A 25003-nucleotide genomic window follows, 5' to 3' on the forward strand; every position below is an offset into this window, starting at 1 on the left:
ATTGCTCCGGCCGCCGGGCCGGGGACAACCTGGGTCGGGTTTGCGGCTTTCTCCGAGCCGTCCGGCACACCGACCCCTGGGACGTCATGAAGATTCGCGATCTTCCGTACTCGGATCCCGGCGTTCCCGACGTCCGCTCGGGCCCGCGTTTCCTGCTCTGGCTGGGGCGCGGTCAACTCCGCGGCCAGTTCAAGGCGATGGGGTGGGGGCTGCTCCACCAGTGCGCGCTGGCCGGGTTCTCGCCCGCGGTCGGGTTCGCCGTACAGGCGGCCGTCGACCGTTCCGGCGCCCGGCTCGCGTGGTCGGGCGCCCTGTTCGCCGTCCTGGGCGTGCTGATCGCGCTGGGCGACACCATGCTCCACCGGACCGCCGTCACCAACTGGATCACCGCCGCCGCGCGCGTCCAGCAACTGCTGGCGCGCAAGACGGCGGAGCTGGGTTCGGCACTGACCCGCCGCGTCGCCGCAGGCGAGGTCGTCGCCGTGTCCACCGGCGACGTCGAGAAGATCGGCTGGTTCGTCGAGGCGCTCTCCCGCTTCGTCGCGGCCGTCGCCGCGATCGTGCTGATCTGCACGGCGCTCGTCGTCCATCTGCCCGCGCTGGGCGTCCTGGTGGCGCTCGCCGTGCCGTTGCTGGCCCTGGCCGTGCTGCCGCTGCTCCCCCGGGCCGCCCGGCGCGCCGATCTCCAGCGCGAGAAGGCGGGACGGGCGACCGAGCTGGCCTCGGACACCGTGGCCGGGCTGCGGGTGCTGCGCGGGATCGGGGGCGAGGAGCTGTTCCTCGGCCGTTACCGCCACGCCTCGCAGGAGGTCCGCCGGGCGGCGGTGCACAGCGCGCGGATGTGGTCGCTGATCTCGGCGGTCCAGGTGCTGCTTCCGGGGCTGCTGCTCATCTCGCTGGTCGGGTACGGGGCGGCGCTGGCCCGCGACGGCCGGATCGAGGTCGGGCAGCTGGTCACGGTGTACAGCGCGGCGGCGCTGATGCTGTTCCCGCTCCGTCGCGTCGAGGAGATCGCGATGGCGTACTCCTTCTCCCGGCCCTCCGCCCGCCGCGCGGTGCGGGTGCTCTCGCTGCGCCGCAGCGACTCGCCCGCGACCACCGGCTCCCCGGCTGCCACAGCCGCGCCTTTCGGCGACCTGTACGACCCGGTCACCGGGCTGCTGGCACCGGCCGGTCTGCTCACCGCGGTGGTCTGCGGCGATCCGGACGAGGCGGGCCGCCTGGCCGAACGGCTCGGTGGCCACGCCCCTGCGGGAACGGGCGCCGGCACGGACACCGCGACCGGCACCGGCCCGGACGAGGGCGTGCCGGAACGTACGGGGGCCGGTGCCGCGACCGGGCCGCAGCCGCCGTCCGTCCTCCTCGGGGGCGTGGCCCTGGACGAACTCCCGCTGGACACGGCCCGGACCGCCGTACTGGTCCAGGACAAGGATCCGGTGCTGCTCTCCGGCACCCTGCGCGAGCTGCTGGACGTCCCTTCGTCCGGGCGGGTGCCCGCCGACGAGGCGTTGTCGGCCGCCCGGTGCGGCGATGTGCTGGACGCGCTGGCGCAGGCGCCCACCGCCTCGGGCGGCGACCCGATGACGGCCCGCATCACCGAGCGCGGCCGTTCGCTCTCGGGCGGGCAGCGCCAGCGGCTCGCCCTGGCGCGTTCTCTGGTGACGGATCCGGAGGTGCTGGTCCTCGACGAGCCGACCTCGGCCGTCGACTCCCACACGGAGGCCGGGGTCGCCACCGGGATCAAGGAGGTGCGCCGGGGGCGCACCACCGTGGTGCTCGCCTCCTCGCCGCTGCTGCTCGACGCGGCGGACCGGGTGGCGCTGGTGCGCCGGGGCACGGTCGTCGCGGTCGGAACGCACCGTGAACTGCTGCACACGCAACCGCGCTACCGGGCGGTGGTCACGCGCGAGACGGACGAGGAGATCGCTGACCGGGCCGCCCGGGGCCCGCACGAAGCCGACGAGGAAATCGAGGAGCGGGCATGATCGGCGTCGCGAGACCCTCCCACGACCCGGCGGCGCCGGAGTCGGCGACGACCCTGCCGGTGGGCACCCCCGCCACGGTGCGGAGCTACGTGCGGGAGCTGCTGCGGCGCCATCGCGGGCCGTTCGCCCTGCTCGTCTCGTTCAACGCCGTCGCGGTGATCGCCTCGGTCGTCGGCCCGTACCTGCTGGGCGGGCTGGTCCAGGACCTCGCCGACGGCGTCGGTGACCTGCGCCTGGAGCGCACGGTCACGGTGTTCGCGCTGGCGCTCGTCGTGCAGACGGTCTTCACCCGGCTGATGCGGCTGCGCAGCGCGATGCTCGGTGAGGAGATGCTCGCCGATCTGCGCGAGGACTTCCTCGTGCGGTCGGTGCGGCTGCCGCCGGGTGTGCTGGAGCGCGCGGGTACGGGCGATCTCCTGTCCCGGATCACCACGGACATCGACCGGCTGGCCGAGGCGATGCGCGAGGCCGTGCCGCAGCTGACGATCGGCGTGGTGTGGGCCGGGCTGCTGATCGCCGCGCTCACGGCGACGGCCCCTCCGCTGGCGCTCTCGGTCCTGGTCGCGCTGCCGCTGCTGGTCGTGGGCTGCCGCTGGTACTTCCGGCGGGCGCCTTCCGCGTACCGTTCGGAGGCCGCCGGATACGCGGCGGTGGCAGCGGTCCTCGCGGAGACGGTGGACGCCGGGCGGACCGTGGAGGCCCACCGCCTGGGAGCGCGGCGGGTGGCCCTGTCGGACACCCGCGTCGGGCAGTGGACCGCGTGGGAGAGGTACACGCTGTTCCTGCGTTCCGTGCTGTTCCCCGTCATCAACGCCACCTATGTGCTGATCCTCGGTGCGGTGCTGATGCTCGGCGGCTGGTTCGTGCTGGAGGGCTGGCTGACCGTCGGCCAGCTGACGACGGGTGCGCTGCTGGCGCAGATGATGGTCGACCCGATCGGGCTGATCCTGCGCTGGTACGACGAGCTGCAGGTGGCGCAGGTGTCGCTGGCGCGACTGGTCGGCGTCCGGGACATCGAACCGGACGCGGGCGACGCCGGGGTCGTCCCGGACGGCCGGGACGTACGGGCCGACGAGGTGCGCTTCGGCTACCGCGCCGGGCTGGACGTCCTGCACCGGGTGTCCCTGGACGTGGCGCCGGGCACACGTCTGGCGCTGGTCGGTCCGTCCGGGGCGGGCAAGTCCACCCTGGGCCGGCTGCTGGCGGGGATCTACTCCCCGCGCACCGGTGAGGTCACGCTGGGCGGGGCGCGGTTGTCGCGGATGAGGGCGGAGGACGTACGGACGCATGTGGCGCTGGTCAACCAGGAGCACCACGTGTTCGTCGGGTCGCTGCGGGACAATCTGCTGCTGGCGCGGGCGGGTGCCGAGGACGCGGAGCTGTGGGCGTCGCTCGCGGCGGTCGACGCGGACGGCTGGGCGAGGGCCCTGGAGGAGGGGCTGGACACCGAGGTCGGTTCCGGCGGTCTGGCGCTGACCCCGGCCCAGGCCCAGCAGATCGCCCTGGCCCGGCTGGTCCTGGCCGATCCGCACACGCTGGTGCTGGACGAGGCCACGTCGTTGCTGGATCCGCGGGCCGCCCGGCATCTGGAGCGGTCACTGGCCCGCGTTCTGCAGGGCCGTACGGTCGTGGCGATCGCCCACCGGCTGCACACCGCGCACGACGCGGACGTGATCGCGGTGGTGGAGGACGGCCGGATCAGCGAGCTGGGCAGCCATGACGCGCTGGTGGCGGCGGACGGCGCGTACGCGGCGCTGTGGCGGTCCTGGCACGGCTGAGGCGGCGGACCCGGCCGCCCCTCGCGCGCCCCGACCGCCGCGGCCGGGGCGCGCGGCGCGGGTCAGAAGATGTTCAGCGCGGCCGCCCCGCCCAGCCCGCCGAGCACCATGAACACGGGCATCAGTACCTTCAGCTCGACCCAGCTGCCGGCCCTGAACCGCATGGCCTTCGGCGGTCCGATCGGGTACCAGCGCTTGCGGCCCACCGGTATCGGCCACAGGATCGGGCAGCCCGAGACGGTCAGCGCGTCGCCGATGTCGTGGACGAGGGCGCCGAGCACGATCGGGAGCCCGAGCCACAGGTACTCCTGGCCGGGGGCGGTGAACAGCCAGTCCGATCCGTTCCCCGGCTGGTCCAGCACGCCCGCCAGGATCCAGGCGCTGGTCGCGCCGAGCAGCCACACCAGCACGTCGCTGGACATCCGGGCGGCCCGCCACAGCAGCCCTTCGACGGCCAGCACCAGGTGGACGAAGAGGATCCCGAGGACCGCCCACCGGCCGCCGGTGATCGCCGCGAGGGAGGCCCCGGCACCGACCAGGACCGCCCAGAGCCAGGTGTGCGTCAGGGTCCGGTGACCGCCGTTCCTGCGCGGGTCGCCGGAGCCCCGGGTGGCCTTGTACACGGCGTGCGAGAGCGTGTCGACGACCTCGCAGAGCCACCGGGAGACCGGCCCGAAGGAGCGGGAGATCGTCGCGGACTTGTGGTCGAGGTCCGGGGCGAGCGCCGCCCCGGCGGTGATCAACGCCCCGACGACGAGCACCGGCCACGGCATCGCGTGGTCCGTCGCCGAGACCGCCGCGCCCACCCCCAGCCAGGCCGCCGCCCCGGACAGTGAGTGTGCCGGTCCCATCATGGTGCTTCCCGCCCCCAGTTCCATGTCGCCGCCACGACCGCTGCGGCGCGGCCGAGTTGAGTGGGAAAGCGTATCGTCCGTGATCTTCATACAGTCGTCCGGTTCCCTCATCCGGGCGGAAGGCAGGCAAGATGGGGGGCGTGACCCTTATCGATCAGCTGCCCCCGACCGACGACCCCGACGCCCTCTTCGAGGCTTTCTCGTCATGGACCGAGACCCGGGGCATCACCCTCTATCCGGCTCAGGAGGAGGCGCTGATCGAGGTGGTGTCCGGGGCGAACGTGATCCTTTCCACCCCGACCGGCTCCGGGAAGAGCCTGGTCGCGGCGGGTGCGCACTTCACGGCACTGGCCCAGGACAAGGTCACCTTCTACACCGCGCCGATCAAGGCCCTGGTCTCGGAGAAGTTCTTCGACCTGTGCAAACTGTTCGGCACGGAGAACGTGGGCATGCTCACCGGCGACGCCTCGGTCAACGCCGACGCCCCGGTGATCTGCTGCACGGCCGAGGTGCTGGCGTCCATCGCGCTGCGTGACGGGAAGTACGCGGACATCGGCCAGGTCGTGATGGACGAGTTCCACTTCTACGCCGAGCCGGACCGCGGCTGGGCGTGGCAGATCCCGCTGCTGGAGCTGCCGCAGGCCCAGTTCGTCCTGATGTCGGCCACGCTCGGCGACGTCAGGATGTTCGAGGAGGACCTGACCCGCCGTACCGGCCGCCCCACGTCCGTGATCCGCTCCGCCACCCGGCCGGTGCCGCTCAGCTACGAGTACCGGCTGACCCCGATCACCGAGACGCTCACCGAGCTCCTCGACACCCGGCAGGCGCCCGTCTACATCGTGCACTTCACCCAGGCCGCGGCCGTCGAGCGGGCGCAGTCGCTGATGAGCATCAACATGTGCACGAAGGAGGAGAAGGAGAAGATCGCCGATCTGATCGGCAACTTCCGCTTCACCACCAAGTTCGGCCGGAACCTGTCGCGCTACGTGCGGCACGGCATCGGGGTGCACCACGCGGGCATGCTGCCGAAGTACCGGCGCCTGGTGGAGAAACTCGCCCAGGCCGGTCTGCTGAAGGTGATCTGCGGTACGGACACGCTCGGTGTCGGCGTCAACGTCCCCATCCGCACCGTGCTGTTCACGGCGCTCACCAAGTACGACGGCACCCGTGTGCGCACGCTGCGCGCCCGGGAGTTCCACCAGATCGCGGGCCGGGCCGGGCGTGCCGGTTTCGACACGGCGGGCTTCGTCGTGGCACAGGCGCCCGAGCACGTCATCGAGAACGAGAAGGCGGTCAGGAAGGCGGGCGACGACCCGAAGAAGAAGCGCAAGGTGGTCCGCAAGAAGGCCCCGGAGGGCTTCGTCGCCTGGTCGGAGACCACCTTCGACAAGCTGATCCAGTCCGATCCGGAGCCGCTCACCTCCCGCTTCAAGGTGACGCACACGATGCTGCTGTCCGTGATCGCGCGCCCCGGCAACGCCTTCGAGGCGATGCGGCGCATGCTGGAGGACAACCACGAGCCGCGCAAGGCGCAGCTGCGCCACATCCGCCGGGCCATCGCGATCTACCGCTCGCTGCTGGACGGCGGTGTGGTGGAGCGGCTCGACGAGCCGGACGCGGAGGGCAGGATCGTCCGGCTCACCGTCGACCTCCAGCACGACTTCGCGCTCAACCAGCCGCTGTCCACCTTCGCGCTCGCCGCGTTCGACCTGCTGGACCCCGAATCCCCCTCGTATGCCCTGGACATGGTCTCCGTCGTCGAGTCGACGCTCGACGACCCGCGCCAGATCCTCGCCGCGCAGCAGAACAAGGCGCGCGGCGAGGCGGTCGGGCAGATGAAGGCCGACGGCGTCGAGTACGAGGAGCGGATGGAGCTGCTCCAGGAGGTCACGTACCCGAAGCCGCTGAGCGAGCTGCTGTGGCACGCGTACGACGTCTACCGCAGGAGCCACCCGTGGGTCGGCGACCACCCGGTGTCGCCGAAGTCCGTGATCCGTGACATGTACGAACGCGCCATGACGTTCACGGAGTTCACCTCCCACTACGAGCTGGCCCGCACCGAGGGCATCGTGCTGCGCTACCTCGCGAGCGCGTACAAGGCGCTGGAGCACACCGTCCCGGACGACCTCAAGTCCGAGGACCTCCAGGACCTGATCGCCTGGCTCGGCGAGATGGTCCGCCAGGTGGACTCCAGTCTGCTCGACGAGTGGGAACAGCTCGCCAACCCGGAGCTGGAGACCGCCGAGGAGGCGCAGGAGAAGGCCGACGAGGTCAAGCCGGTCACGGCCAACGCCCGCGCGTTCCGGGTGCTGGTGCGCAACGCGATGTTCCGCCGGGTCGAGCTGGCCGCGCTGGATCAGGTCGCCGAACTGGGCGAGCTGGACGGCGAGTCGGGCTGGGACGAGGACGCGTGGGGCGAGGCGATGGACGCCTACTGGGACGAGTACGACGACCTGGGCACCGGCCCGGACGCGCGCGGCCCGAAGCTGCTGAGGATCGAGGAGGATCCCGCGCACGGCGTGTGGCGGGTCCGGCAGACGTTCGCCGACCCGAACGGCGACCACGACTGGGGCATCGGCGCGGAGATCGATCTGGCCGCCTCCGACGAGGAGGGGCGCGCCGTCGTCCGTGTCACCTCCGTCGGCCAGTTGTGAGGGCGTACGCCATGAGGGCCGCGCCGCTGCGAGAGTGGAGACGAACCGCATGACGAACCCCGCCGAGCGTCTGGTCGACCTGCTCGATCTGGAACGGATCGAGGTCGACATCTTCCGGGGGCGCAGCCCCCACGAGTCGCTGCAACGGGTGTTCGGCGGCCAGGTCGCCGGGCAGGCGCTGGTCGCGGCCGGGCGGACCACGGACGGGGACCGGCCGGTGCATTCGCTGCACGCGTACTTCCTGCGTCCGGGGCGCCCGGGGGTGCCGATCGTCTACCAGGTGGAGCGCATCCGGGACGGCCGGTCGTTCACCACCCGCCGGGTCACGGCCGTTCAGCAGGGCCGGACGATCTTCAGCCTGACGGCGTCGTTCCACCGTCCGGAGGAGGCCGGTTTCGAGCATCAGCTGCCGCCCGCCCGGGAGGTTCCCGGCCCCGAGGAGCTGCCGACGGTCGCCGAGGAGGTGCGGGCGCATCTCGGGGAGCTGCCGGAGGCGCTGGAGCGGATGGCCCGCCGCCAGCCGTTCGACATCCGGTACGTCGACCGGCTGCGCTGGACGCGGGACGAGGTGAAGGGGGCGGATCCGCGCAGCGCGGTGTGGATGCGCGCGGTCGGGCCGCTGGGCGACGATCCGCTGGTGCACACCTGCGCGTTGACGTACGCCAGTGACATGACGCTGCTCGACGCGGTCCGGCTCCCGGTGGAACCGCTGTGGGGTCCGCGCGGCTTCGACATGGCGTCGCTGGACCACGCGATGTGGTTCCACCGGCCGTTCCGGGCGGACGAGTGGTTCCTCTACGACCAGGAGTCGCCGATCGCGACCGGCGGCCGGGGGCTGGCGCGCGGCCGGATCTACGACCGCGCGGGCAACCTGCTGGTGTCCGTGGTGCAGGAGGGGCTGTTCCGGACCCTCGGCTCGTAGTCGTACCGCTTCAGACGCCGGGCAGCGGGTCCTGCTCGACCTCGTGGCGGCGGGTGCGGATGTCCGGGGGCGCGGGGTGCAGTTTGACATCGCAGGAGGGGCCGAGTCCGGTACGGCGCGACTCCGTCCCCGTGAGGGGGCGGCCGCACAGGCGACAGCGCACCGTCCGTCGGAGGGGGGTCCGGCCGGCTGTGCCGTTCTCGGCCGCGGGCTCGGCGCCTGGTTCGAAGAGGGGTTCTGCGGGGTCCACGGCACGATCGTCCCAGGCGGGCGTCTGCTCTGCGACTTCCCGGCGACACACGACGCGAGGAGTTCACGGGTGAGCGCCCCGGGAGACCCGGCGTTCGAGTTCGTGTCGATCAGCTCGCGGGCAGGACAATGGCTGTTGGAAGCCACCCTCACAAGGAGCGCCGCATGCCCCTGTACGACATCCCCCTGCGCACCCTCTCCGGCGAGCCCACCTCGCTCGCCGAATACCGCGGCCGCGCGGTCCTGTTGGTGAACGTCGCGTCCCAGTGCGGGCTCACCCCGCAGTACGCGGGCCTGGAACGGCTGCAGAAGGCGTACGCGGACCGGGGCTTCACCGTGCTGGGCGTGCCGTGCAACCAGTTCGCCGGCCAGGAGCCCGGGAGCGCCGAGGAGATCCGGACCTTCTGCTCGACGACGTACGGGGTCACCTTCCCGTTGCTGGAGAAGACCGAGGTGAACGGTGAGGGACGCCACCCGCTCTACGCCGAGCTGACCGCGCTGACGGACGCGGACGGCGAGGCGGGCGACGTGCAGTGGAACTTCGAGAAGTTCCTCATCTCGCCGACGGGCGAGCCCGTCGCGCGGCTGCGTCCGGGCACGGACCCGGAGGCCGCGGAGCTGGTGGCCGCCATCGAGGCCCAGCTGCCCGCCTGACGGCCGGCTGCGCGCGGGCCCGCACCTCCCGCGGGCCCGTGCGGAGGGTCAGCGGATCTGCATGCCGGAGAGGGTGCGGGCGATCACCAGGCGCTGGATCTCGCTCGTGCCCTCGAAGATGGTGTAGATCGCCGCGTCCCGGTGCATCCGTTCCACCGGGTACTCGCGGGTGAAGCCGTTGCCGCCGAGGATCTGGACGGCCTGTGCGGTGACCTTCTTGGCCGTCTCGCTCGCGTAGAGCTTGGACATGGAGCCCTCGGCCGAGGTGAACGGCTTGCCGGTGGCGGCCATCCAGGACGCCCGCCAGACCAGCAGCCGGGCCGCGTCGATCTGCGTGCGCATGTCCGCGAGCTGGAAGGCGATGCCCTGGTTGTCGATGATCGGCCGGCCGAACTGGGTGCGGGTCTTCGCGTAGTCCAGCGCCACCTCGTAGGCGGCGCGGGCGGTGCCGACCGCCATGGCGCCGACGGAGGGGCGGGACGCCTCGAACGTGGCCATCGCCGCGTTCTTCACCCGCTCACCGCCGGACGCGGCGCGCTCCCGGGCCCTGGCCAGCCGCTGGTCGAGCTTCTCCTTGCCGCCGAGCAGGCAGTGCCCGGGGACGCGCACGTCCTCCAGGACCACCTCGGCGGTGTGCGAGGCGCGGATGCCGTGCTTCTTGAACTTCTGGCCCTGGGAGAGGCCGGGGGTGTTCGGCGGCACGATGAACGAGGCGTGCCCCTTGGAACCGAGCTCGGGTTCGACCACGGCGACGACGACGTGCACGTTGGCTATGCCGCCGTTGGTCGCCCAGGTCTTGGTGCCGTTCAGCACCCACTCGTCCTTCGCCCGGTCGTACACCGCGCGGGTGCGCATCGAGGCGACGTCGGAACCGGCGTCCGGTTCGGAGGAGCAGAACGCCGCGACCTTGACGTCGTCGGCGTCGCCGTACATCTGCGGGATCCAGGTGCCGATCTGCTCCTCGGTGCCGTTGGCGAGGACGCCCACGGCCGCCAGGCCCGTACCGACGATCGACAGGGCGATGCCCGCGTCGCCCCAGAACAGCTCCTCCATCGCCATCGGGATGCCGAGCCCGGTGGGGTCGAAGAACTGCTGGGCGTAGAAGTCGAGGGAGTAGATGCCGACCTTGGCCGCCTCCTGGATGATCGGCCAGGGGGTTTCCTCACGCTCGTCCCACTCCGGGGCCGCCGGGCGGATCACGTCGGCGGCGAAGCCGTGGAGCCAGTCGCGCACCTGCTTCTGGTCGTCGTTGAGTTCGAGCGTGAACTCGGCCATGTTGCCCCTCCAGGTATTGCCCTGAAATCAATGGTTACTTGCGGTAACAGAAGTCTGTTACCGGTAAGTAGCCCGTGTCAACCGGACGGGTGCCGATCCGCGCCCCGCGGGGTGGGGTGTTACGTTGCGCAGGCACGACGCACGGGAACGGCGGGGGCGGGGAGAGGGCGACATGGAGACCACACGACGGGCCGAGCGGCAACGGACAGCGGCCGAGAACCGCCGCCGCGAGCTGCTGGAGGCCGCCGACCGCGTGGTGCTCAGGGACGGGCCGGGCGCCTCGATGAACGCCATCGCCGCCGAGGCCGGGATCACCAAGCCCATCCTCTACCGGCACTTCGGCGACAAGGGCGGCCTCTACCGCGCCCTCGCCAAGCGCCACACCGACGCCCTGCTGATCGCCCTGCGGGCGGCGCTCGACGCGCCCGCCGAGCGCCGCCGGCGCGTGGAGTCGACGCTCGACACCTATCTCGCGGCCATCGAGGCCCGGCCCCAGGTCTACCGCTTCCTGATGCACCCCTCCGACGACTCGGCGGCCTCGGCGGAGCGGGGCTTCGACGTCGGACGGCACTCCGCCCCGCTGCTGCGCAGACTCGGCGAGGAGCTCGCCAAGGTGATCGCCGAGCGGGTGGACCTGGGACCGGACGGCGAGGTGATGGCCCGCATCTGGGGTCATGGCATCGTCGGCATGATGCACGCCGCGGGAGACTGGTGGCTGGGGGAACGGCCCTGTTCCCGCGAACAGTTGGTACGCAGCCTGGCGGATCTGCTGTGGGGCAGGCTGGCAGCCGTGGACGACCGGCCCGGGGGCCCGGGGTTCTGAGGGCGCGGCCGACCGCACCCCGCGCCCGGCTCGCTCGTGCCGCACCCCCTCCGCGTCAGCCGCCCCGCGCCCAGGGTGCCCGGCGGGCCGCGCGCAGCGCCCTGGACCGGCGCAGCCCGGTGAGCCGGTCGGTGTAGACCCTTCCGTCGAGGTGGTCGCACTCGTGCTGGAGGCAGCGGGCGAAGAAGCCGGTCCCGGTGATCAGGACGGGCTCGCCCCCGAGGGTCGTGCCCTCGACGACGGCCCGGTCGAAACGCTGGGTACCGGCCTCGATGCCGGGGAGCGAGAGACAGCCCTCCGGGCCGCGCACGGTGACGCCGTCCGCCTCGACCAGGCGCGGGTTGACGACGTGTCCGAGGTGCCGGACGTCCTCGTCGTCGGGGCAGTCGTAGACGAACACGCGCAGCGGCACACCGATCTGATTGGCCGCGAGCCCCACGCCGCCTGCCGCGTACATGGTGGCGTACAGGTCCTCGACGAGGCGGGCGAGCGAGGGGCCGAAGTCCGTGACGGGATCGCAGGCGCCATGCAGCACCGGGTCTCCGAGCAGGCTCATGGCGCGAACCAGTCCGGAACTGCCGGGGATCGGGCGGTTTCGCATGGCGGCCATCGTACGTTCCGGCCGCCCCGGGCGGTCCCGCCGGTGCCGAGGTGCGGTGTCCGGGCCGGACATCGATAGGCTGGGCGCGGACCGATGCAAGGAGGATCTAGGACGATGGCAGGCAACACGGAGCCGCTGTCGCCGCGGGCCAAGCTGGCCGTGACGGCGGGCAAGGCCGCGGCGGCGGTGTCGCGCGCCGCGGGGCGCGGCAGCGGATCGGTGATCGGCGGCCGGGTGGCGCTCAAGCTCGACCCCGACCTGCTGGGGCGGCTGGCGCAGCACCTGGACGTGATCCTCGTGTCGGCGACGAACGGCAAGACGACGACGACCCGGCTGATCGCCGAGGCGCTGCGGGCCGCGGGTCCGGTCGTGTCCAACGCGCTCGGCGCGAACATGCCGGCCGGCATCACCTCGGCGCTGGCGGGCGGCTCGGACGCGCAGTACGGCGTGATAGAGGTCGACGAGAAGTACCTCGCCGGGGTCGCGCGCGACACGACGCCCAAGGTGATCGCGCTGCTCAACCTCTCCCGCGACCAGCTGGACCGCGCCGCGGAGACCCGGATGCTCGCGGAGAAGTGGCGCGAGGGCCTGTCCGGCTCGAAGGCCGTGATCGTCGCCAACGCGGACGACCCGCTGATCGTCTGGGCGGCGTCCTCGTCCCCCAACGTGGTGTGGGTGGCGGCGGGTCAGGCGTGGAAGGACGACGCCTGGTCCTGCCCGTCGTGCGGCGGTGTGATGCAGCGCCCCGGTGACGACTGGTTCTGCGGCGAGTGCGGATTCCGCCGCCCCGCCCCCAGCTGGGTCCTGCACGGCGACTACGTCCTGGACCCGCACGGTTCGGCCTGGCCGATCCACCTCCAGCTGCCCGGCCGTGCCAACAAGGCCAACGCGGCCACGTCGGCCGCAGTGGCCGCGGTCTTCGGTGTGCCGCCGCAGGTCGCGCTGGAGCGCATGTACCAGGTACAGGCCGTGGCCGGCCGCTACGACGTCGTGACGTTCCTCGGCCGCGAACTGCGGCTGCTGCTGGCGAAGAACCCGGCCGGCTGGCTGGAGACGTTCTCCCTGATCGATCCGCCGCCGACCCCGGTGGTCCTGTCCGTCAACGCCCGCGGCGCGGACGGCACCGACACCTCCTGGCTGTGGGACGTGGACTACACCCAGCTCGCCGGCCACCCGATCTTCGTGCTCGGCGACCGCAAGCTGGACCTCGCGGTCCGGCTTGAGGTGGCCGGGCTCGACTTCCGGGTCTGCGAGAGCCTCGACGAGGCCGTGCAGCAGGCCCCGCCCGGCCGTATCGAGGTCATCGCCAACTACACCGCCTTCCAGGACCTGCGCCGTCGTGTCGGCAACTGACCCCGGCCCCGGCCACCTCCGGAGAGGACGAAGCATGAGCAACAACGGTCTGCGTGTCGTCTGGGTGTACCCGGACCTTCTCAGCACCTACGGCGACCAGGGCAACGCGCTGGTGGTCGAGCGCCGGGCGCGGCAGCGCGGCCTCGACGTGCACCGCGTCGACGTCCGCAGCGACCAGCCGATCCCGACGTCCGGCGACATCTACCTGGTCGGGGGCGGCGAGGACCGGCCGCAGCGCCTGGCCGCGGAGCGGCTGCGCCGCGACGGCGGACTGAACCGGGCCGCGTCCAACGGCGCGATCATCTTCTCGGTCTGCGCCGGGTACCAGATCCTCGGCCACGAGTTCATCAACGACCTCGGTGAGCGCGAGCCCGGTCTCGGGCTGCTCGACGTGGTCTCCACCCGCGGCGAGGGGGACCGGTGCGTCGGCGACGTGCTCGCCGACATCGACCCGCGGCTCGGCCTGCCGCCGCTGACCGGGTTCGAGAACCACCAGGGCGTCACCCACCTCGGGCCGACGGCGCGGCCGTTCGCCCGGGTGCAGTTCGGCCGGGGCAACGGCACCGGGGACGGCACCGAGGGCGCGTACAACGACACCGTCTTCGGCACGTACATGCACGGGCCCGTGATGGCGCGCAACCCGCTGATCGCGGACCTCCTGCTGAAGCTGGCGCTGGATGTCAACGCCCTGCCGCCGACGGACGACCGCTGGTACGAGGCGCTGCGCGCCGAGCGCATCGCCTCGGCGACCCAGCCCGCCTGATGAGGCACTTTTCGCTCAGCTGAGCGGCGTCCAGCAGGCGGACGCCCGGTTCGGTCCCGCCACCCCGCGCCGGTAGGGTGGCGGGCATCCAACCGGACGACGGGGTCCGGTCGTCGGCCCACGTTGCAAAGGTTTCCCGGGCAATGCGAATTGGTGTACTCACCTCCGGCGGCGACTGCCCCGGCCTGAACGCCGTCATCCGTTCCGTCGTGCACCGCGCGGTGGTCGACCACGGCGACGAGGTCATCGGCTTCCACGACGGGTGGAAGGGCCTCCTGGAGTGCGACTACCGCAAGCTCGACCTCGACTCGGTCGCCGGCATCCTCGCCCGCGGCGGCACGATCCTCGGTTCCTCCCGGGTCCAGCCCGCCCATCTGCGCGGCGGCGTCGAGCAGGCCAGGGGGCACGTCGCCGACCTCGGTCTCGACGTGATCATCCCGATCGGCGGCGAGGGCACGCTGAAGGCGGCCCATCTGCTCTCCGAGGCAGGCCTGCCGATCGTCGGCGTCCCCAAGACCATCGACAACGACATCGCCGCCACCGACGTGACCTTCGGCTTCGACACCGCCGTCGGTGTGGCCACCGAGGCACTCGACCGGCTCAAGACCACCGCGGAATCGCACCAGCGGGTGCTGATCGTCGAGGTCATGGGCCGCCACACCGGCTGGATCGCCCTGCACTCGGGCATGGCGGCCGGGGCGCACGCCATCGTCGTGCCGGAGCGGCCCTTCGACATCGACGAGCTGACCAAGGTGGTCGGCAAGCGCTTCTCGGCCGGCAAGAAGTTCGCGATCGTCGTCGTCGCGGAGGGCGCCAAGCCGCGCGAGGGCTCCATGCAGTTCGAGCAGGGCGCCAAGGACATCTACGGGCACGAGCGGTTCGCCGGCGTCGCCACGCAGCTCTCCACCGAGCTGGAGCAGCGTCTGGGCAAGGAGGCCCGCCCGGTGATCCTCGGTCATGTGCAGCGCGGCGGCACCCCGACGGCGTACGACCGTGTGCTCGCCACCCGCTTCGGCTGGCACGCGGTGGAGGCGGCGCATCGCGGCGAGTTCGGGATGATGACGGCGCTGCGGGGCACGGACATCACGATGGTGCCGCTGGCGCGGGCCGTCGAGACGCTGAAGACGGTTCCGGCCGAGCGGTACGCCGAGGCCGAGTGCGTGCTCTGACCTCCTCCCCTCGCCCCGCACAACCGCCCCCGGTCGCAGCCGTGACCGGGGGCGGTTCTACTCTGGTCGGGACAACCGGCGCGTATCGGGGACGTCCACAGCGGGAGTGAACAGATGGATCACAGCGGGCACGGCATGAACATGGATCTGCCGCCGTTCACGCTGGAACGGGGGCTGCAGTTCTCCCCCGACGCGTTCTTCCTCATCGGCTGCCTTCTCGCACTCGGCCTGTACGGGTACGGCGTGCTGCGGCTGCGCGGGCGCGGGGACGCCTGGCCGGTGGGGCGGACGGTCTTCTTCTTCGTGGGCGTGCTGAGCATCGCCCTGGTGATGTGCACCAAGCTGAACGACTACGGCATGGTCATGTTCAGCGTGCACATGGTGCAGCACATGGTGATCAGCATGCTGTCGCCGATCCTGGTGCTGCTGGGGGCCCCGGTGACCCTGGCGCTGCGCGCGCTGCCGGTCGCGGGCCGCGGCCGTACCGGCCCGCGCGAGCTGCTGCTCAAGCTGCTGCACAGCCGGTACATGAGGGTCATCACGCATCCGGTCTTCACGATCCCGATGTTCATCGCCAGCCTGTACGCCCTGTACTTCACTCCGCTGTTCGACTTCCTGATGGAGTCGAAGACCGGGCACATCGCGATGATGGTGCACTTCCTCGCGGTCGGTCTGGTGTTCTTCTGGCCGATCATGGGCGTGGACCCGGGTCCGCACCGGCCGGGGTACGTGATGCGGATGCTGGAGCTGTTCGCGGGAATGCCGTTCCACGCGTTCTTCGGCATCGCGCTGATGATGGCCACGACGCCGATGGTCGACACGTACGAGCACCCGCCGGCCTCGCTCGGCATCGACGCGCTGAGCGATCAGAGCGCGGCGGGAGGCATCGCCTGGGCGTTCAGCGAGATTCCCTCGGTGCTGGTGCTGATCGCGCTGGTCTTCCAGTGGTACCGCTCCGAGCAGCGGGCGGCGAGGCGTTCCGACCGCGCGGAGGAGCGGAACGGCGACCGGGAGCTGCAGGCGTACAACGCCTATCTCGCCTCCTTGCAGGCGCGCGGGCGGTAGCGGCGGGCCCGCCTCCGGGGTGACGATGGCACCCACGGCCGCGTGGCCGGTGAGGAGGGTGCGGACATGTCCGGGTCCACGAAGTCCATGGGCGTGATCACCTTGGTCGCCCTGGTGGTGGTCACCGCGTACACGGTGGCGCTGGGGAGCAGCGGCTGGCTCTGGTTCGGCTGGGTGGTGCTCGGGCTGATCACCCTGGGGATGGCCGCGACGCGCCGGTCCTGAGCCGCCGCCCTCCTGCCCGGCCCCGGCGGTCCGGTTCAGAACCGGAAGACGGGCCCGGTGGCGACGTCCGTCTCGCAGGGGTTGGGGAAGGTCCGGCGCCAGGAGACGCGGCGTCCGTCCCAGGTGCCGGTGGCCTCGGCCGTCACCGGGTCGGACTCCTTGGTGCACAGGTGCGGGTCGCCGGGCAGGGCGTCGAGATCGCCGTCCGCCGCCGCGAGGTCCGCACAGGCGGCGACCGCGTGGGGGTGGTGGGTGCCGGGCACCGGCGGGCAGAGCAGTCGGACGCCCCTGATCCAGGTGTTCCCGCCGCCCGAGACGGTGAGGAGGAGGTCCCCCTTCGCCACCGGCTTCCCGGGCGGGACGGCCACCGCGGGGGCCGCGGCGGTGAGGGTGATCAGTGCGGCGGTGGCGAGTACGGTGCGCAGACGCATCGGGGTTCTCCTGTGGCGGGGGTACGGCCGTCCCCGGGCGGACCGGGCGTGTCCCGGACGGGCCGGGCGCGCTGCCCTCGGGGAACCCCGCATGGTGCTCGTGGGAGCTCGCCCGGACAAGGCGCCACGCCGCCGGTGCCCCGTCCGGGCGCGGGCCGTGCGCCCGGACGGGGCACCGGGCGGTCCGCGTCACGGTGCGCCGCCCGCGACGGCGTCGGCTCCCCCGGCAGGAGACTGCGATGTCCCCGTCAGGCGGGCCGGACCCCGGGGCGGCCCGCCTCCGTCACGAGCGAGAGGCGGGTCGAGACGGGGGCGCCGGGCGTGGTGACGTACGGGAGCACCCGGAAGTCGGCCCGGCACCGCTCCTGGGTGAGCGAGCAGCGCACGTAGCCGCGTTGGAAGTTGGTGAACCTGATGTGCTCGTTCGCGGCGAGGAGCCGGGCGCCGGACGGGTCGAGGTCCATGCCGTCCTTCGAGGTGGAGATGGACGAGCCGACGAACTCGACACCGAGCGTGGGTGATTCCGGGTCGTCGAAGTCGCGCTTGAGGTCGGCGGCGAGGTGGCGGTGCATGTCGCCGGTGAGCACGACGGGGTTGTTCACGGAGCGGTCGGTGATCTCCTTGAACAGCCGCCTGCGCGCGTCGACGTAGCCGTCCCAGAAGTCCATCACGAACGACTGGCCGGGGCCGGGATCGGTGTCGACCTGGGACACCGGGATCTGCTGGGAGATCATGTTCCAGGTGGTGTCGGAGCGGCCGAGGCCCCGGTACAGCCACTGTTCCTGCTCCGGGCCGAGGACGGTCCGGCCGGGTGCCAGCCGCTCCGCGCAGCCGCTCCTGGTGCCGTCGCCGCAGGGCTGGTCGTCGCGGAAGAGCCTGGTGTCGAGGATGTGGAAGGTGGCCATCCGGCCGTAGCGCAGGCGGCGGTACATCCGGGCCTCGAAGCCGTTCGGCCTGTTCCCCAGCCTCAGCGGCAGATGTTCGTAGTACGCCTGGAAGGCCGCCGCCGCGCGACGCCGGAAGACCACCGGGTCCTGGTCGGGTTCGTCGTCGGTCTTGGACCGGTCCCGCGCCCAGTTGTCCTCCACCTCGTGGTCGTCCCAGACGAGGGCGAACGGATGGGCCCGGTGGGCGGCCATGAGGTCGGGGTCGAAGCGGTGCAGGGCGTGGCGGTTGCGGTACTCCACGAGGGTTGTCGGCTCGGGGCGCAGTTCGGCGGCGACGGGGACGCCGCGCACGCCGCCCATGGCGTCGATGGGGTTCTCGTAGATGTAGTCGCCGAGGTGCAGGACCAGGTCGATGTCCTCCGCGGCGAGGTGCCGGTAGGCAGTGTAGAAGCCCTCGAACCACGCCTGGCAGGAGACGAAGGCGAAGCCGAGTTCCTTGGGGCGGCTGCCCGGCGCGGGCGCGGTGCGGGTGCGGCCGACGGGGCTCAGCACCCCGCCGGCGCGGAAGCGGTAGTAGTAGTGCCGCCCCGGTCGCAGTCCGGAGACCTCGACGTGGACGGAGTGGGCGAGTTCCGGCACCGCCCGCGTGCTCCCCCGGCGCACGACGGTCCGGAAGCGTTCGTCCTGGGCGACCTCCCATCGGACGTCGACGGATTTCGGGGGCATGCCGCCGGTCCCGTCGGGGGTCAGGGGCCGGGGTGCCAGACGCGTCCACAGCACCACCCCGTCCGGCCAGGGATCGCCCGAGGCCACTCCCAGGGCGAACGGGTCGTCCCGGAAGGGCGTGCCGCCCCACGCGTCGGACGCGGTCAGCCCGGCGGCGGCGAGGGCCATGCCGGCCGTTCCGCCGAGCATCGCCCGTCGCCCGAACCCCCTGGCGCCGCCCACCCCACTGTTCATTCGCATGGAACTCGTCCCTTCGTCGGGCGGGATCCCGTCCGGTACGAGGTGGGATCGGTACGTGATTTCACGTCCGCCCATGTGGTAATCACACGCTGAATATCACACGGGATCAACCGCCACAAGACCGCACGCTGGGGGCGCAATGCCCTTCGGGGAAGGGCAGTTGGGCGGAGTTCGACCAGGTGACGGGGCGTCCCGGACGGGGCCGGAGCATACCCTTGACACCCCTTTGAGGTGCTCCTAATCTCCACGCCACAGAATGGCCGTTACATTTCACATCGGGAAACTCGGGGCGACGGAAGGACGTGCTCGTGTCCGATTCCTCGGCAGTGGACGCGCCCGTTCCCCGCTCCGCCGAAGGCGGCCCCGAGGAGCACCCCGGGGCACGGCCGCTCGGACTGTCCGGGCTGCGGTGCGAGCACCGCACCACGCCTCTGGGAATCGACGAACCGTCACCGCGGCTGTCCTGGCGGTCGGCGTCCGGGCTGCGCGGCGACGACCCCGTGGCCCACCGGGTCCGGGTCGCCGAGCACCTCGCGGACCTGGACGGGGACGAGCATCTGCTGTGGGACACCGGCCGGGTGACGGACGACGGCGCGATCGCCGTCGTGTACGCGGGGCCCGCCCTGCGGGAGCACACCCGCTACCACTGGCGGGTGTCCGTCTGGACCGCCCGCGCGGCACGGCCCGTCGACGCCACGTCCTGGTTCGAGACCGCCTTTGTCGGCGGCGCGCCCTGGCGTGCCTCCTGGATCGCCCACGACCCGGGTCCGGTCGCCGTGATGGACGCCCCCACCGAGGGCTCCCTCGCGCTCGACAGCCACGGGCTCGCACCGTGCCCCCTGTTGCGGCGCGCCTTCACCGCCCCGGCCGTCGCGCGCGCCCGGCTCCATGTCACTGCCCGCGGCCTGTACGAGGTCCGGCTCAACGGGGCACGGATCGGGGACGCCGAACTCGCGCCCGGCTGGACCGATTACAACCGCCGCGTCCAGTACCAGACCTACGACGTCACCGCCCTGCTGCGGGACGGCGAGAACGTGCTCTCCGCGACCCTCGCCGACGGCTGGTGGAGCGGGTTCGTCGGCTTCGAGCCGCGCAGGGCCGGAGCCCATTACGGCTCGTTCCCCCGGTTCCTGGCCGAACTCCACCTCACCGGAGCGGACGGCCGGAGCAACGCCGTCGTCACCGACGGCACCTGGCGCACCGGGGCCGGAACCGTGCGTCACGCGGACCTGCTGATGGGCGAGTGCCACGACCTGCGGTACGCGGCCGAGGGCTGGGAGCTGCCCGGCTTCGACGACTCCGGCTGGTCACCGGCGCTGGTCACGGACACCGACCACCGGCTGCTCGTGGCGTCCGTCGACGAGCCCGTCCGGGCGACGGCCCGGCTCGGCCCGCGTGCGGTCACCCGCCTCTCCCCCGACACGCATGTGGTCGACTTCGGGCAGAACCTCGCGGGCCGCGTGCGGCTGCGGATCGGTGAACTGGCCGCCGGGGCGCGGGTGGTGATCCGTCATGCCGAGGCGCTGGACGGGTCGGGCGGTCTATACACGGCGAATCTGCGCACCGCGGCCGCGACCGACGTGCTCGTCGGGGACGGCCGCCGGGACATCGTGTTCGAGCCGCGTTTCACCTATCACGGGTTCCGTTACGCCGAGATCCGCGGGCTTCCGGAACTCGCCGCCGACGACGTCGTCGCCGTGGCCCTGCACAGCGACACGCCGTGGGCCGGGGAGTTCGACTGCTCGGACCCCGAGCTGCGGCGCCTCCACGACTGTGTGGTGTGGGGGCAGCGCTCGAACTTCGTGAGCGTCCCCACGGACTGTCCGCAACGCGACGAGCGGCTCGGCTGGATGGCCGACGCGCAGGTGTTCCTGCCGACGGCCGCGCTCAACGCGGACGTGGCCGCGTTCTTCACCAAGTGGCTGCGCGACGTGGACGACGCCCGCACCCCCGACGGCGGGTTCGGCAACGTGGCCCCGCGCCTGGCCGGGGTCGCGGACGAGGGGGCGCCCGGCTGGGGCGACGCCGGGGTGATCATTCCGTGGCACCTCCACCGGGTCTACGACGACGACCGGTTCCTGTCCCGTGCGCTGGACGGCATGTGCGCCTGGGTGGAGCTGATCCGCCGTCACAACCCGGATCTGGTCTGGCGGGGACGGGTGGGCCCGCACTTCTCCGACTGGCTCGCCCCCGGCACCCCCACCCCCCGCGACGTCGTCGCCACGGCGTACTTCGCGCACAGTGCCCGGCTGACCGCGCGGGCCGCGGGCGTCCTGGGCCGCGAGGAGGTCGCGGCCCGCCACCACCGGCTGGCCGACGCCGTCCGCGCCACGTTCACGGAGCGCTTCGTCACCGTCGCGCACTCCCCGGGCGGCGGCCGGCCGACGGTACGCGTCGCCGGGGACACCCAGACCGGCTGTCTCCTCGCGCTCGCCTTCGACCTGGTGCCCCCCGGCCTCGTCGCCGGGGTCGCGGACCGGCTCGCCGAACTCGTGGAGGCGGCGGGGCCCGCCCTGCTGACCGGGTTCCTCGGGGTCGCGCTCGCTGCGCCCGTCCTCGACGCGCACGGACGGGCCGACCTCGCCCACGCGCTCCTGCTGCGCGACGAGGTCCCGTCGTGGCGGTTCCCGCTGCGGCACGGCGCCACCACCGTCTGGGAGCGCTGGGACGGGTGGACCCCGGACGCGGGCTTCCGGGCGCCGTCGATGAACTCCTTCAACCACTACGCGCTCGGTTCGATCGGCGAGTGGCTGTACCGGGGTGTCGCGGGGCTCGACCAGGCGCCGGACTCGACCGGCTACCGGCACCTGCGGATCCGGCCACGGCCCGGCCCCCTGCGCCACGCACGGGCCCGTCATGAGTCGGTGCGCGGCACGATCGAGGTGAGCTGGGAGCGCGACGGCGGCCGGATCTCGCTGCGCGTCCTGGTGCCGCCCGGCTCCACCGCCGATGTGTACGTGCCCACCACGGACCCCCGCTCGGTCCGGGAGTCGGGAGCGGTGCCGGGTGCCGACGACGCCCATGTCACCGAGCTCGCGTCGACCGCGGACCACGTCCTGTACCGGGTGTCCTCCGGCGTCTACCGCTTCACCGCCGCCCTTCCGCCGCCGGGCCCGCACGCCGCGTCCGCCCCGGTCCGCCCCGCACCAGCACCTCCGCCCGCCCGTTCGCACGAGGAGGACACACCATGACGACGGGTTCCCAGGACCGGCCCGGCCGGGGCGCGTTCGGCCGCCGGGGGTTCCTCCGGGCCGGTGGCTCGCTCGCGGCGCTCGTGGCGCTTCCGCCCGTGCTGACGGCCTGTTCCTCATCGGACGACGGTTCCGGGGAGCTGCGTGTGGTGGGCGTCGCCGACCAGCAGAAGCCCTTGGAGGAGATGGTCGGGCGGTACCGCGCCTCCCACCCCGCCGTCCGGTTCGCGACCTCCTTCGCGCCCACGGACCAGGTGCAGACGCTGGTGCGCACAAGGCTCGCCGGGGGCAACGCCCCCGACGTCCACGTGCTCTACCCCGGCAGCGGCAGCGCCATGTCGATGGCCGAACTGGCCCGCGCCGGGCTGCTCGCCGACCTCAGCGGCCAGCCGTGGACCGAGGAGGTCCCGGAGAACTTCCGCTCCGCGTACCGGCGCGAGGGCAGGACGTACCTGTACTCGGCGGGAAGCAGCGTCATCGGCGCCATCCACAACAAGCGGGTCTTCGCCGAGGCGGGCGTCGAACCGCCCCGGACCTGGAGCGAACTCCTCGACGTGTGCGCCAGGCTGAAGGCGAGGGGCGTGGTGCCGATCGCACTCGGCGCGCAGACGCCCTGGGTCACCCAGCTGATCACGTACGCCCTGGTGCCCAACGCCGTCCACGCGAAGAACCCCCGCTTCGACGCCGACATGGCCGCGGGGCGGGCGCACTTCCGCGGCTCCGGGTGGGCCGACGCGCTGGGCAGGTACCAGGAACTGCAGCGCTCCGGCTTCTTCAACGCGAACCCCAACGGCACGACCTACGAGCAGCAGACCGCGATGGTCGCGGGCGGGAAGGCGGCGATGGCCGTGCAGGTATCCGCCGTGCTCGCCGGCTTCCGTCAGGCCGCCAGGACACCGGACGACCTCGGCATGTTCCCGTTCCCCGGCAACGACGACGCGGCGGACCAGTGGATCCCGGCGGGCGTCGTCGTCGGCCTCGGCGTCTCCGCGCACTCCCGGAGAGCGGCGTCTGCGAAGTCGTTCGTCGAGTTCCTGGGCCGGCAGGAGAACGTCGACCGCTGGGCGCGTTCCGTGGCCGCGATCCCGTTCAGACGCGGCCCCGCCACCCGTGTCGATCCCGTGCTCGAGGAATTCCTGCCGCTCATCGACGCCGGCCGGGCGGTCCCGTTCATGGACCAGAACTGGCCCAACCCCGAGGTGCAGCCCGCCCACTTCGCCGCCGTGCAGGACCTCCTCGCGGGGAAGACGGACGTCGACGGCGCCCTGGGACGGATGGACGAGGCGTACGGGAGGACGCCGTGACGGGCACGTTCGAGCGGTCCGCGCCCGCCGCCACCGGCCGGTCCGGTGCCGGGCCGCGGCCCGGCGCCCGCCCGGCCCGGCACCGCGACCACACCGCCCCGCCCTGGCGTTTCGTGGTCCCGGCGCTCGTCGTGTACGGCGTCGTCGTGCTGTACCCGAGCCTGGCCGGGGTGATGTACGCCTTCACCGACTGGTCCGGCATCGGCGGCTTCTCGTTCACCGGCCTGGGCAACTTCCGCACCCTGCTCGACGACGAGCGCGCGCTGGGGTCCGTCGGCAACACCCTGCTGCTCACCGTCGTCGTGGTCGTCGTCCAGAACGGCATCGGACTGCTGCTCGCGCTGGGCGTCCACGCCCGCCTCAGGTCCCGGGCCGTGCTGCGGCTGGTCTTCTTCGCACCGGCCGTCGTCAGCCCCGTCATGGTCGCGATCCTGTGGAAGTACGTCTACAACCCGGACAACGGCGCCGGTCTCAACGGCCTCCTGGGGGCGGTCGGGCTCGGCGGGCTGCGCCAGGACTGGCTGGGCGATCCCTCGCTCGCCCTGTGGTCCGTCGCGGCCGTGGTCGTGTGGCAGTACGCCGGGTACTCGATGGTCGTCTTCCTCGCCGGGCTCCAGGGCGTGCCCGCCGAACTGCACGAGGCCGCGCGCATCGACGGCGCCGGTGCCTGGCAGCGCTTCCGCCACGTCACCTGGCCCCTGCTGGCACCGGCCCTGACCATCAACGTGATGCTGTCGACCATCGGCGGGCTCAAACTCTTCGACCAGGTCTACGCCGCCACCAACGGCGGCCCCGGCACGGCCAGCGAGACCCTGTCGACCGTGCTGTACAAGGAGGCGTTCGTCTACGGGAAGTTCGGCTACAGCACCGCCGTGGCACTGGTCCTCGCCCTGTTCGTCGCCGCGGTCTCGCTGGTCCAGCTCCGGGCCCTGCGCGCGAGGGAGGTCACCGCGTGAACGCCGCGCCGGCCCCGCCGTCCGTGAAGGCGCGTCCCGGACGCGGGCACCGGATCCGGAGCCGGGCCGCCTCCCGGCGCGGATACGGGCCCTACGTCCTGGAACTCGTCATGGCGGCCGTCGCCGTCGTGTTCCTGTTCCCGGTGTACGCGCTGGTCACCCTGGCGCTGAAGGACCCCCGGCAGATCGCGGACTCGCCGCTCGCCCCGCCCTCGCCGCCCACGCTCGCCAACTTCGGCGACGCCTGGTCCTCCGCGTCGCTCGGCCCGGCCCTGGTCAACAGCACGGTCATCACCGCCACGAGCCTGCTGCTCCTCGTCGTCCTGGGCTCCACCGCGGCCTGTTTCCTCGCGCGCCGCGCCCGCGGCGTCGGCCACGGGCTGTACGTCCTCTTCCTGCTCGGCATCGTGCTGCCGTTCCAACTGGGCATGATCCCGCTCTACGAGCTCGTCGACGGCCTGGGCTGGCTCGGCACGTACCAGGGCATGGTGCTCTTCTACACGGGCATCCAGCTGCCGTTCACCGTCTTCCTGTACACCGGATTCATCCGGGCCCTGCCGTCGGACTACGCGCAGGCGGCGCTCATCGACGGCTGCGACCACCTCCAGGCGTTCACCCGGGTCGTCTTCCCCCTGCTGCGCCCCGTGACCGGCACGGTGATCATTCTGAACGCCGTGTTCGTCTGGAACGACTTCTTCACCCCGCTGCTGTATCTGGGCGGGTCCGACAAGGAGACCGTGCCCGTGGGGGTGTTCGCCTTCGTCGGCCAGTACGTCTCCGACCACGGGCTCGTCTTCGCCGGACTCGTGCTGGCCGCGCTGCCGGTCCTGGTGGTGTTCGCGTTCCTCCAGCGCTATGTGATCAAGGGATTCGCGGGCGGTCTCAAGGGCTGAGGGGA

The 25003-nt window shown here is 72.3% G+C and carries 21 protein-coding genes; 15 read left to right on the top strand and 6 right to left on the bottom strand.

Annotated elements, in window-relative coordinates; translation table 11 throughout:
- Positions 1 to 86 precede the first annotated feature (86 nt).
- Together AMK22_RS07425 and AMK22_RS07430 are read left to right on the top strand one after the other, a co-directional pair.
- Positions 87 to 1985 carry an ABC transporter transmembrane domain-containing protein gene (locus AMK22_RS07425; protein WP_073782524.1) on the top strand — a complete coding sequence of 633 codons (1899 nt, stop codon included), beginning with the start codon at positions 87 to 89 and terminating at the stop codon, positions 1983 to 1985.
- Positions 1982 to 3763, top strand: a complete 1782-nt coding sequence (locus tag AMK22_RS07430; protein ID WP_073782525.1) for an ABC transporter ATP-binding protein — start codon at positions 1982 to 1984, stop codon at positions 3761 to 3763. The genes AMK22_RS07425 and AMK22_RS07430 overlap by 4 nt, the downstream gene beginning before the upstream one ends.
- A gap of 62 nt (positions 3764 to 3825) precedes the next feature.
- On the opposite strand, the gene AMK22_RS07435 is transcribed toward AMK22_RS07430, so the two are convergent.
- Entirely contained in the window at positions 3826 to 4617 is a 792-nt protein-coding gene (locus AMK22_RS07435; protein WP_073782526.1) for a metal-dependent hydrolase, read from the bottom strand.
- A gap of 140 nt (positions 4618 to 4757) precedes the next feature.
- On the opposite strand from AMK22_RS07435, the gene AMK22_RS07440 reads away from it, so the two are divergent.
- Positions 4758 to 7271 (top strand): DEAD/DEAH box helicase, encoded by a 2514-nt coding sequence (locus tag AMK22_RS07440; RefSeq protein WP_073782863.1) that lies wholly within the window; start codon positions 4758 to 4760, stop codon positions 7269 to 7271.
- A 49-nt stretch (positions 7272 to 7320) separates the two neighbouring features.
- A complete protein-coding gene (locus AMK22_RS07445) occupies positions 7321 to 8193 on the top strand; it encodes an acyl-CoA thioesterase (protein WP_073782527.1) in 873 nt (290 codons plus the stop codon).
- A gap of 10 nt (positions 8194 to 8203) precedes the next feature.
- Here the strand turns inward: AMK22_RS07445 and AMK22_RS07450 are convergent, their stop codons facing one another.
- On the bottom strand, positions 8204 to 8443 hold the full coding sequence (locus AMK22_RS07450; RefSeq protein ID WP_073782528.1) for a DUF6011 domain-containing protein: 240 nt from the start codon (positions 8441 to 8443) through the stop codon (positions 8204 to 8206).
- 164 nt (positions 8444 to 8607) lie between these two features.
- On the opposite strand from AMK22_RS07450, the gene AMK22_RS07455 reads away from it, so the two are divergent.
- Positions 8608 to 9096: a glutathione peroxidase gene (locus AMK22_RS07455; protein WP_073782529.1), complete on the top strand. Its 489-nt coding sequence runs from the start codon at positions 8608 to 8610 to the stop codon at positions 9094 to 9096.
- 48 nt (positions 9097 to 9144) lie between these two features.
- On the opposite strand, the gene AMK22_RS07460 is transcribed toward AMK22_RS07455, so the two are convergent.
- A complete protein-coding gene (locus AMK22_RS07460) occupies positions 9145 to 10371 on the bottom strand; it encodes an acyl-CoA dehydrogenase family protein (RefSeq protein WP_073782530.1) in 1227 nt (408 codons plus the stop codon).
- A gap of 172 nt (positions 10372 to 10543) precedes the next feature.
- On the opposite strand from AMK22_RS07460, the gene AMK22_RS07465 reads away from it, so the two are divergent.
- Positions 10544 to 11194, top strand: a complete 651-nt coding sequence (locus AMK22_RS07465; RefSeq protein WP_073782531.1) for a TetR family transcriptional regulator — start codon at positions 10544 to 10546, stop codon at positions 11192 to 11194.
- Positions 11195 to 11249: 55 nt separating this feature from the next.
- On the opposite strand, the gene def is transcribed toward AMK22_RS07465, so the two are convergent.
- A complete protein-coding gene (def, locus tag AMK22_RS07470; protein ID WP_073782532.1) occupies positions 11250 to 11804 on the bottom strand; it encodes a peptide deformylase in 555 nt (184 codons plus the stop codon).
- 105 nt (positions 11805 to 11909) lie between these two features.
- Between def and AMK22_RS07475 the strand changes: the two genes are divergently transcribed.
- From AMK22_RS07475 to AMK22_RS38160, 5 genes are all read left to right on the top strand, one after another.
- Positions 11910 to 13148 carry a Mur ligase family protein gene (locus AMK22_RS07475; RefSeq protein ID WP_073782533.1) on the top strand — a complete coding sequence of 413 codons (1239 nt, stop codon included), beginning with the start codon at positions 11910 to 11912 and terminating at the stop codon, positions 13146 to 13148.
- Between the two features lie 34 nt (positions 13149 to 13182).
- A complete protein-coding gene (locus AMK22_RS07480; RefSeq protein ID WP_073782534.1) occupies positions 13183 to 13911 on the top strand; it encodes a type 1 glutamine amidotransferase in 729 nt (242 codons plus the stop codon).
- Between the two features lie 143 nt (positions 13912 to 14054).
- Positions 14055 to 15080 (top strand): 6-phosphofructokinase, encoded by a 1026-nt coding sequence (locus tag AMK22_RS07485; RefSeq protein WP_073782535.1) that lies wholly within the window; start codon positions 14055 to 14057, stop codon positions 15078 to 15080.
- Between the two features lie 114 nt (positions 15081 to 15194).
- Positions 15195 to 16145, top strand: coding sequence for a cytochrome c oxidase assembly protein (locus tag AMK22_RS07490; protein WP_073782536.1), 951 nt, complete (start codon positions 15195 to 15197; stop codon positions 16143 to 16145).
- A gap of 66 nt (positions 16146 to 16211) precedes the next feature.
- The gene (locus AMK22_RS38160; RefSeq protein WP_107430486.1) at positions 16212 to 16370 is read left to right on the top strand and encodes a hypothetical protein; all 159 of its coding nucleotides are present in this window, start codon (positions 16212 to 16214) and stop codon (positions 16368 to 16370) included.
- A gap of 35 nt (positions 16371 to 16405) precedes the next feature.
- Here the strand turns inward: AMK22_RS38160 and AMK22_RS07495 are convergent, their stop codons facing one another.
- Together AMK22_RS07495 and AMK22_RS07500 are read right to left on the bottom strand one after the other, a co-directional pair.
- On the bottom strand, positions 16406 to 16801 hold the full coding sequence (locus AMK22_RS07495; RefSeq protein ID WP_073782537.1) for an SSI family serine proteinase inhibitor: 396 nt from the start codon (positions 16799 to 16801) through the stop codon (positions 16406 to 16408).
- A gap of 248 nt (positions 16802 to 17049) precedes the next feature.
- Positions 17050 to 18654 (bottom strand): alkaline phosphatase D family protein, encoded by a 1605-nt coding sequence (locus AMK22_RS07500; RefSeq protein WP_242433864.1) that lies wholly within the window; start codon positions 18652 to 18654, stop codon positions 17050 to 17052.
- Positions 18655 to 18962: 308 nt separating this feature from the next.
- Here AMK22_RS07500 and AMK22_RS07505 point away from each other — a divergent pair, with 308 nt between their 5' ends.
- The 4 genes from AMK22_RS07505 to AMK22_RS07520 are packed head-to-tail and all read left to right on the top strand — an operon-like array spanning position 18963 to position 24998.
- Positions 18963 to 21845, top strand: coding sequence for an alpha-L-rhamnosidase (locus AMK22_RS07505; RefSeq protein ID WP_143203523.1), 2883 nt, complete (start codon positions 18963 to 18965; stop codon positions 21843 to 21845).
- Positions 21842 to 23149, top strand: a complete 1308-nt coding sequence (locus tag AMK22_RS07510; protein ID WP_073782540.1) for an ABC transporter substrate-binding protein — start codon at positions 21842 to 21844, stop codon at positions 23147 to 23149. Before AMK22_RS07505 ends, AMK22_RS07510 begins: the two co-directional genes overlap by 4 nt.
- Complete coding sequence (locus AMK22_RS07515; protein ID WP_073782542.1) at positions 23146 to 24105, top strand: carbohydrate ABC transporter permease; 960 nt, start codon at positions 23146 to 23148, stop codon at positions 24103 to 24105. The genes AMK22_RS07510 and AMK22_RS07515 overlap by 4 nt, the downstream gene beginning before the upstream one ends.
- Complete coding sequence (locus AMK22_RS07520) at positions 24102 to 24998, top strand: carbohydrate ABC transporter permease (RefSeq protein WP_242433865.1); 897 nt, start codon at positions 24102 to 24104, stop codon at positions 24996 to 24998. Before AMK22_RS07515 ends, AMK22_RS07520 begins: the two co-directional genes overlap by 4 nt.
- Positions 24999 to 25003: the final 5 nt, after the last annotated feature.

Source organism: Streptomyces sp. CB01580 (assembly GCF_001905795.1).
Taxonomy (GTDB): domain Bacteria; phylum Actinomycetota; class Actinomycetes; order Streptomycetales; family Streptomycetaceae; genus Streptomyces.

Excerpts from the sequence above, each read along its gene's own strand:
- AMK22_RS07435 (WP_073782526.1), bottom strand. The coding sequence starts at position 4,617 with ATGATGGGACCGGCACACTCACTGTCCGGGGCGGCGGCCTGGCTGGGG.
- AMK22_RS07485 (WP_073782535.1), top strand. The coding sequence starts at position 14,055 with ATGCGAATTGGTGTACTCACCTCCGGCGGCGACTGCCCCGGCCTGAAC.
- def (WP_073782532.1), bottom strand. The coding sequence starts at position 11,804 with ATGGCCGCCATGCGAAACCGCCCGATCCCCGGCAGTTCCGGACTGGTT.
- AMK22_RS07460 (WP_073782530.1), bottom strand. The coding sequence starts at position 10,371 with ATGGCCGAGTTCACGCTCGAACTCAACGACGACCAGAAGCAGGTGCGC.
- AMK22_RS07490 (WP_073782536.1), top strand. The coding sequence starts at position 15,195 with ATGGATCACAGCGGGCACGGCATGAACATGGATCTGCCGCCGTTCACG.
- AMK22_RS07475 (WP_073782533.1), top strand. The coding sequence starts at position 11,910 with ATGGCAGGCAACACGGAGCCGCTGTCGCCGCGGGCCAAGCTGGCCGTG.
- AMK22_RS07425 (WP_073782524.1), top strand. The coding sequence starts at position 87 with ATGAAGATTCGCGATCTTCCGTACTCGGATCCCGGCGTTCCCGACGTC.
- AMK22_RS07445 (WP_073782527.1), top strand. The coding sequence starts at position 7,321 with ATGACGAACCCCGCCGAGCGTCTGGTCGACCTGCTCGATCTGGAACGG.
- AMK22_RS07495 (WP_073782537.1), bottom strand. The coding sequence starts at position 16,801 with ATGCGTCTGCGCACCGTACTCGCCACCGCCGCACTGATCACCCTCACC.
- AMK22_RS07510 (WP_073782540.1), top strand. The coding sequence starts at position 21,842 with ATGACGACGGGTTCCCAGGACCGGCCCGGCCGGGGCGCGTTCGGCCGC.
- AMK22_RS07480 (WP_073782534.1), top strand. The coding sequence starts at position 13,183 with ATGAGCAACAACGGTCTGCGTGTCGTCTGGGTGTACCCGGACCTTCTC.
- AMK22_RS07430 (WP_073782525.1), top strand. The coding sequence starts at position 1,982 with ATGATCGGCGTCGCGAGACCCTCCCACGACCCGGCGGCGCCGGAGTCG.
- AMK22_RS07500 (WP_242433864.1), bottom strand. The coding sequence starts at position 18,654 with ATGCGAATGAACAGTGGGGTGGGCGGCGCCAGGGGGTTCGGGCGACGG.
- AMK22_RS07455 (WP_073782529.1), top strand. The coding sequence starts at position 8,608 with ATGCCCCTGTACGACATCCCCCTGCGCACCCTCTCCGGCGAGCCCACC.
- AMK22_RS38160 (WP_107430486.1), top strand. The coding sequence starts at position 16,212 with ATGTCCGGGTCCACGAAGTCCATGGGCGTGATCACCTTGGTCGCCCTG.
- AMK22_RS07465 (WP_073782531.1), top strand. The coding sequence starts at position 10,544 with ATGGAGACCACACGACGGGCCGAGCGGCAACGGACAGCGGCCGAGAAC.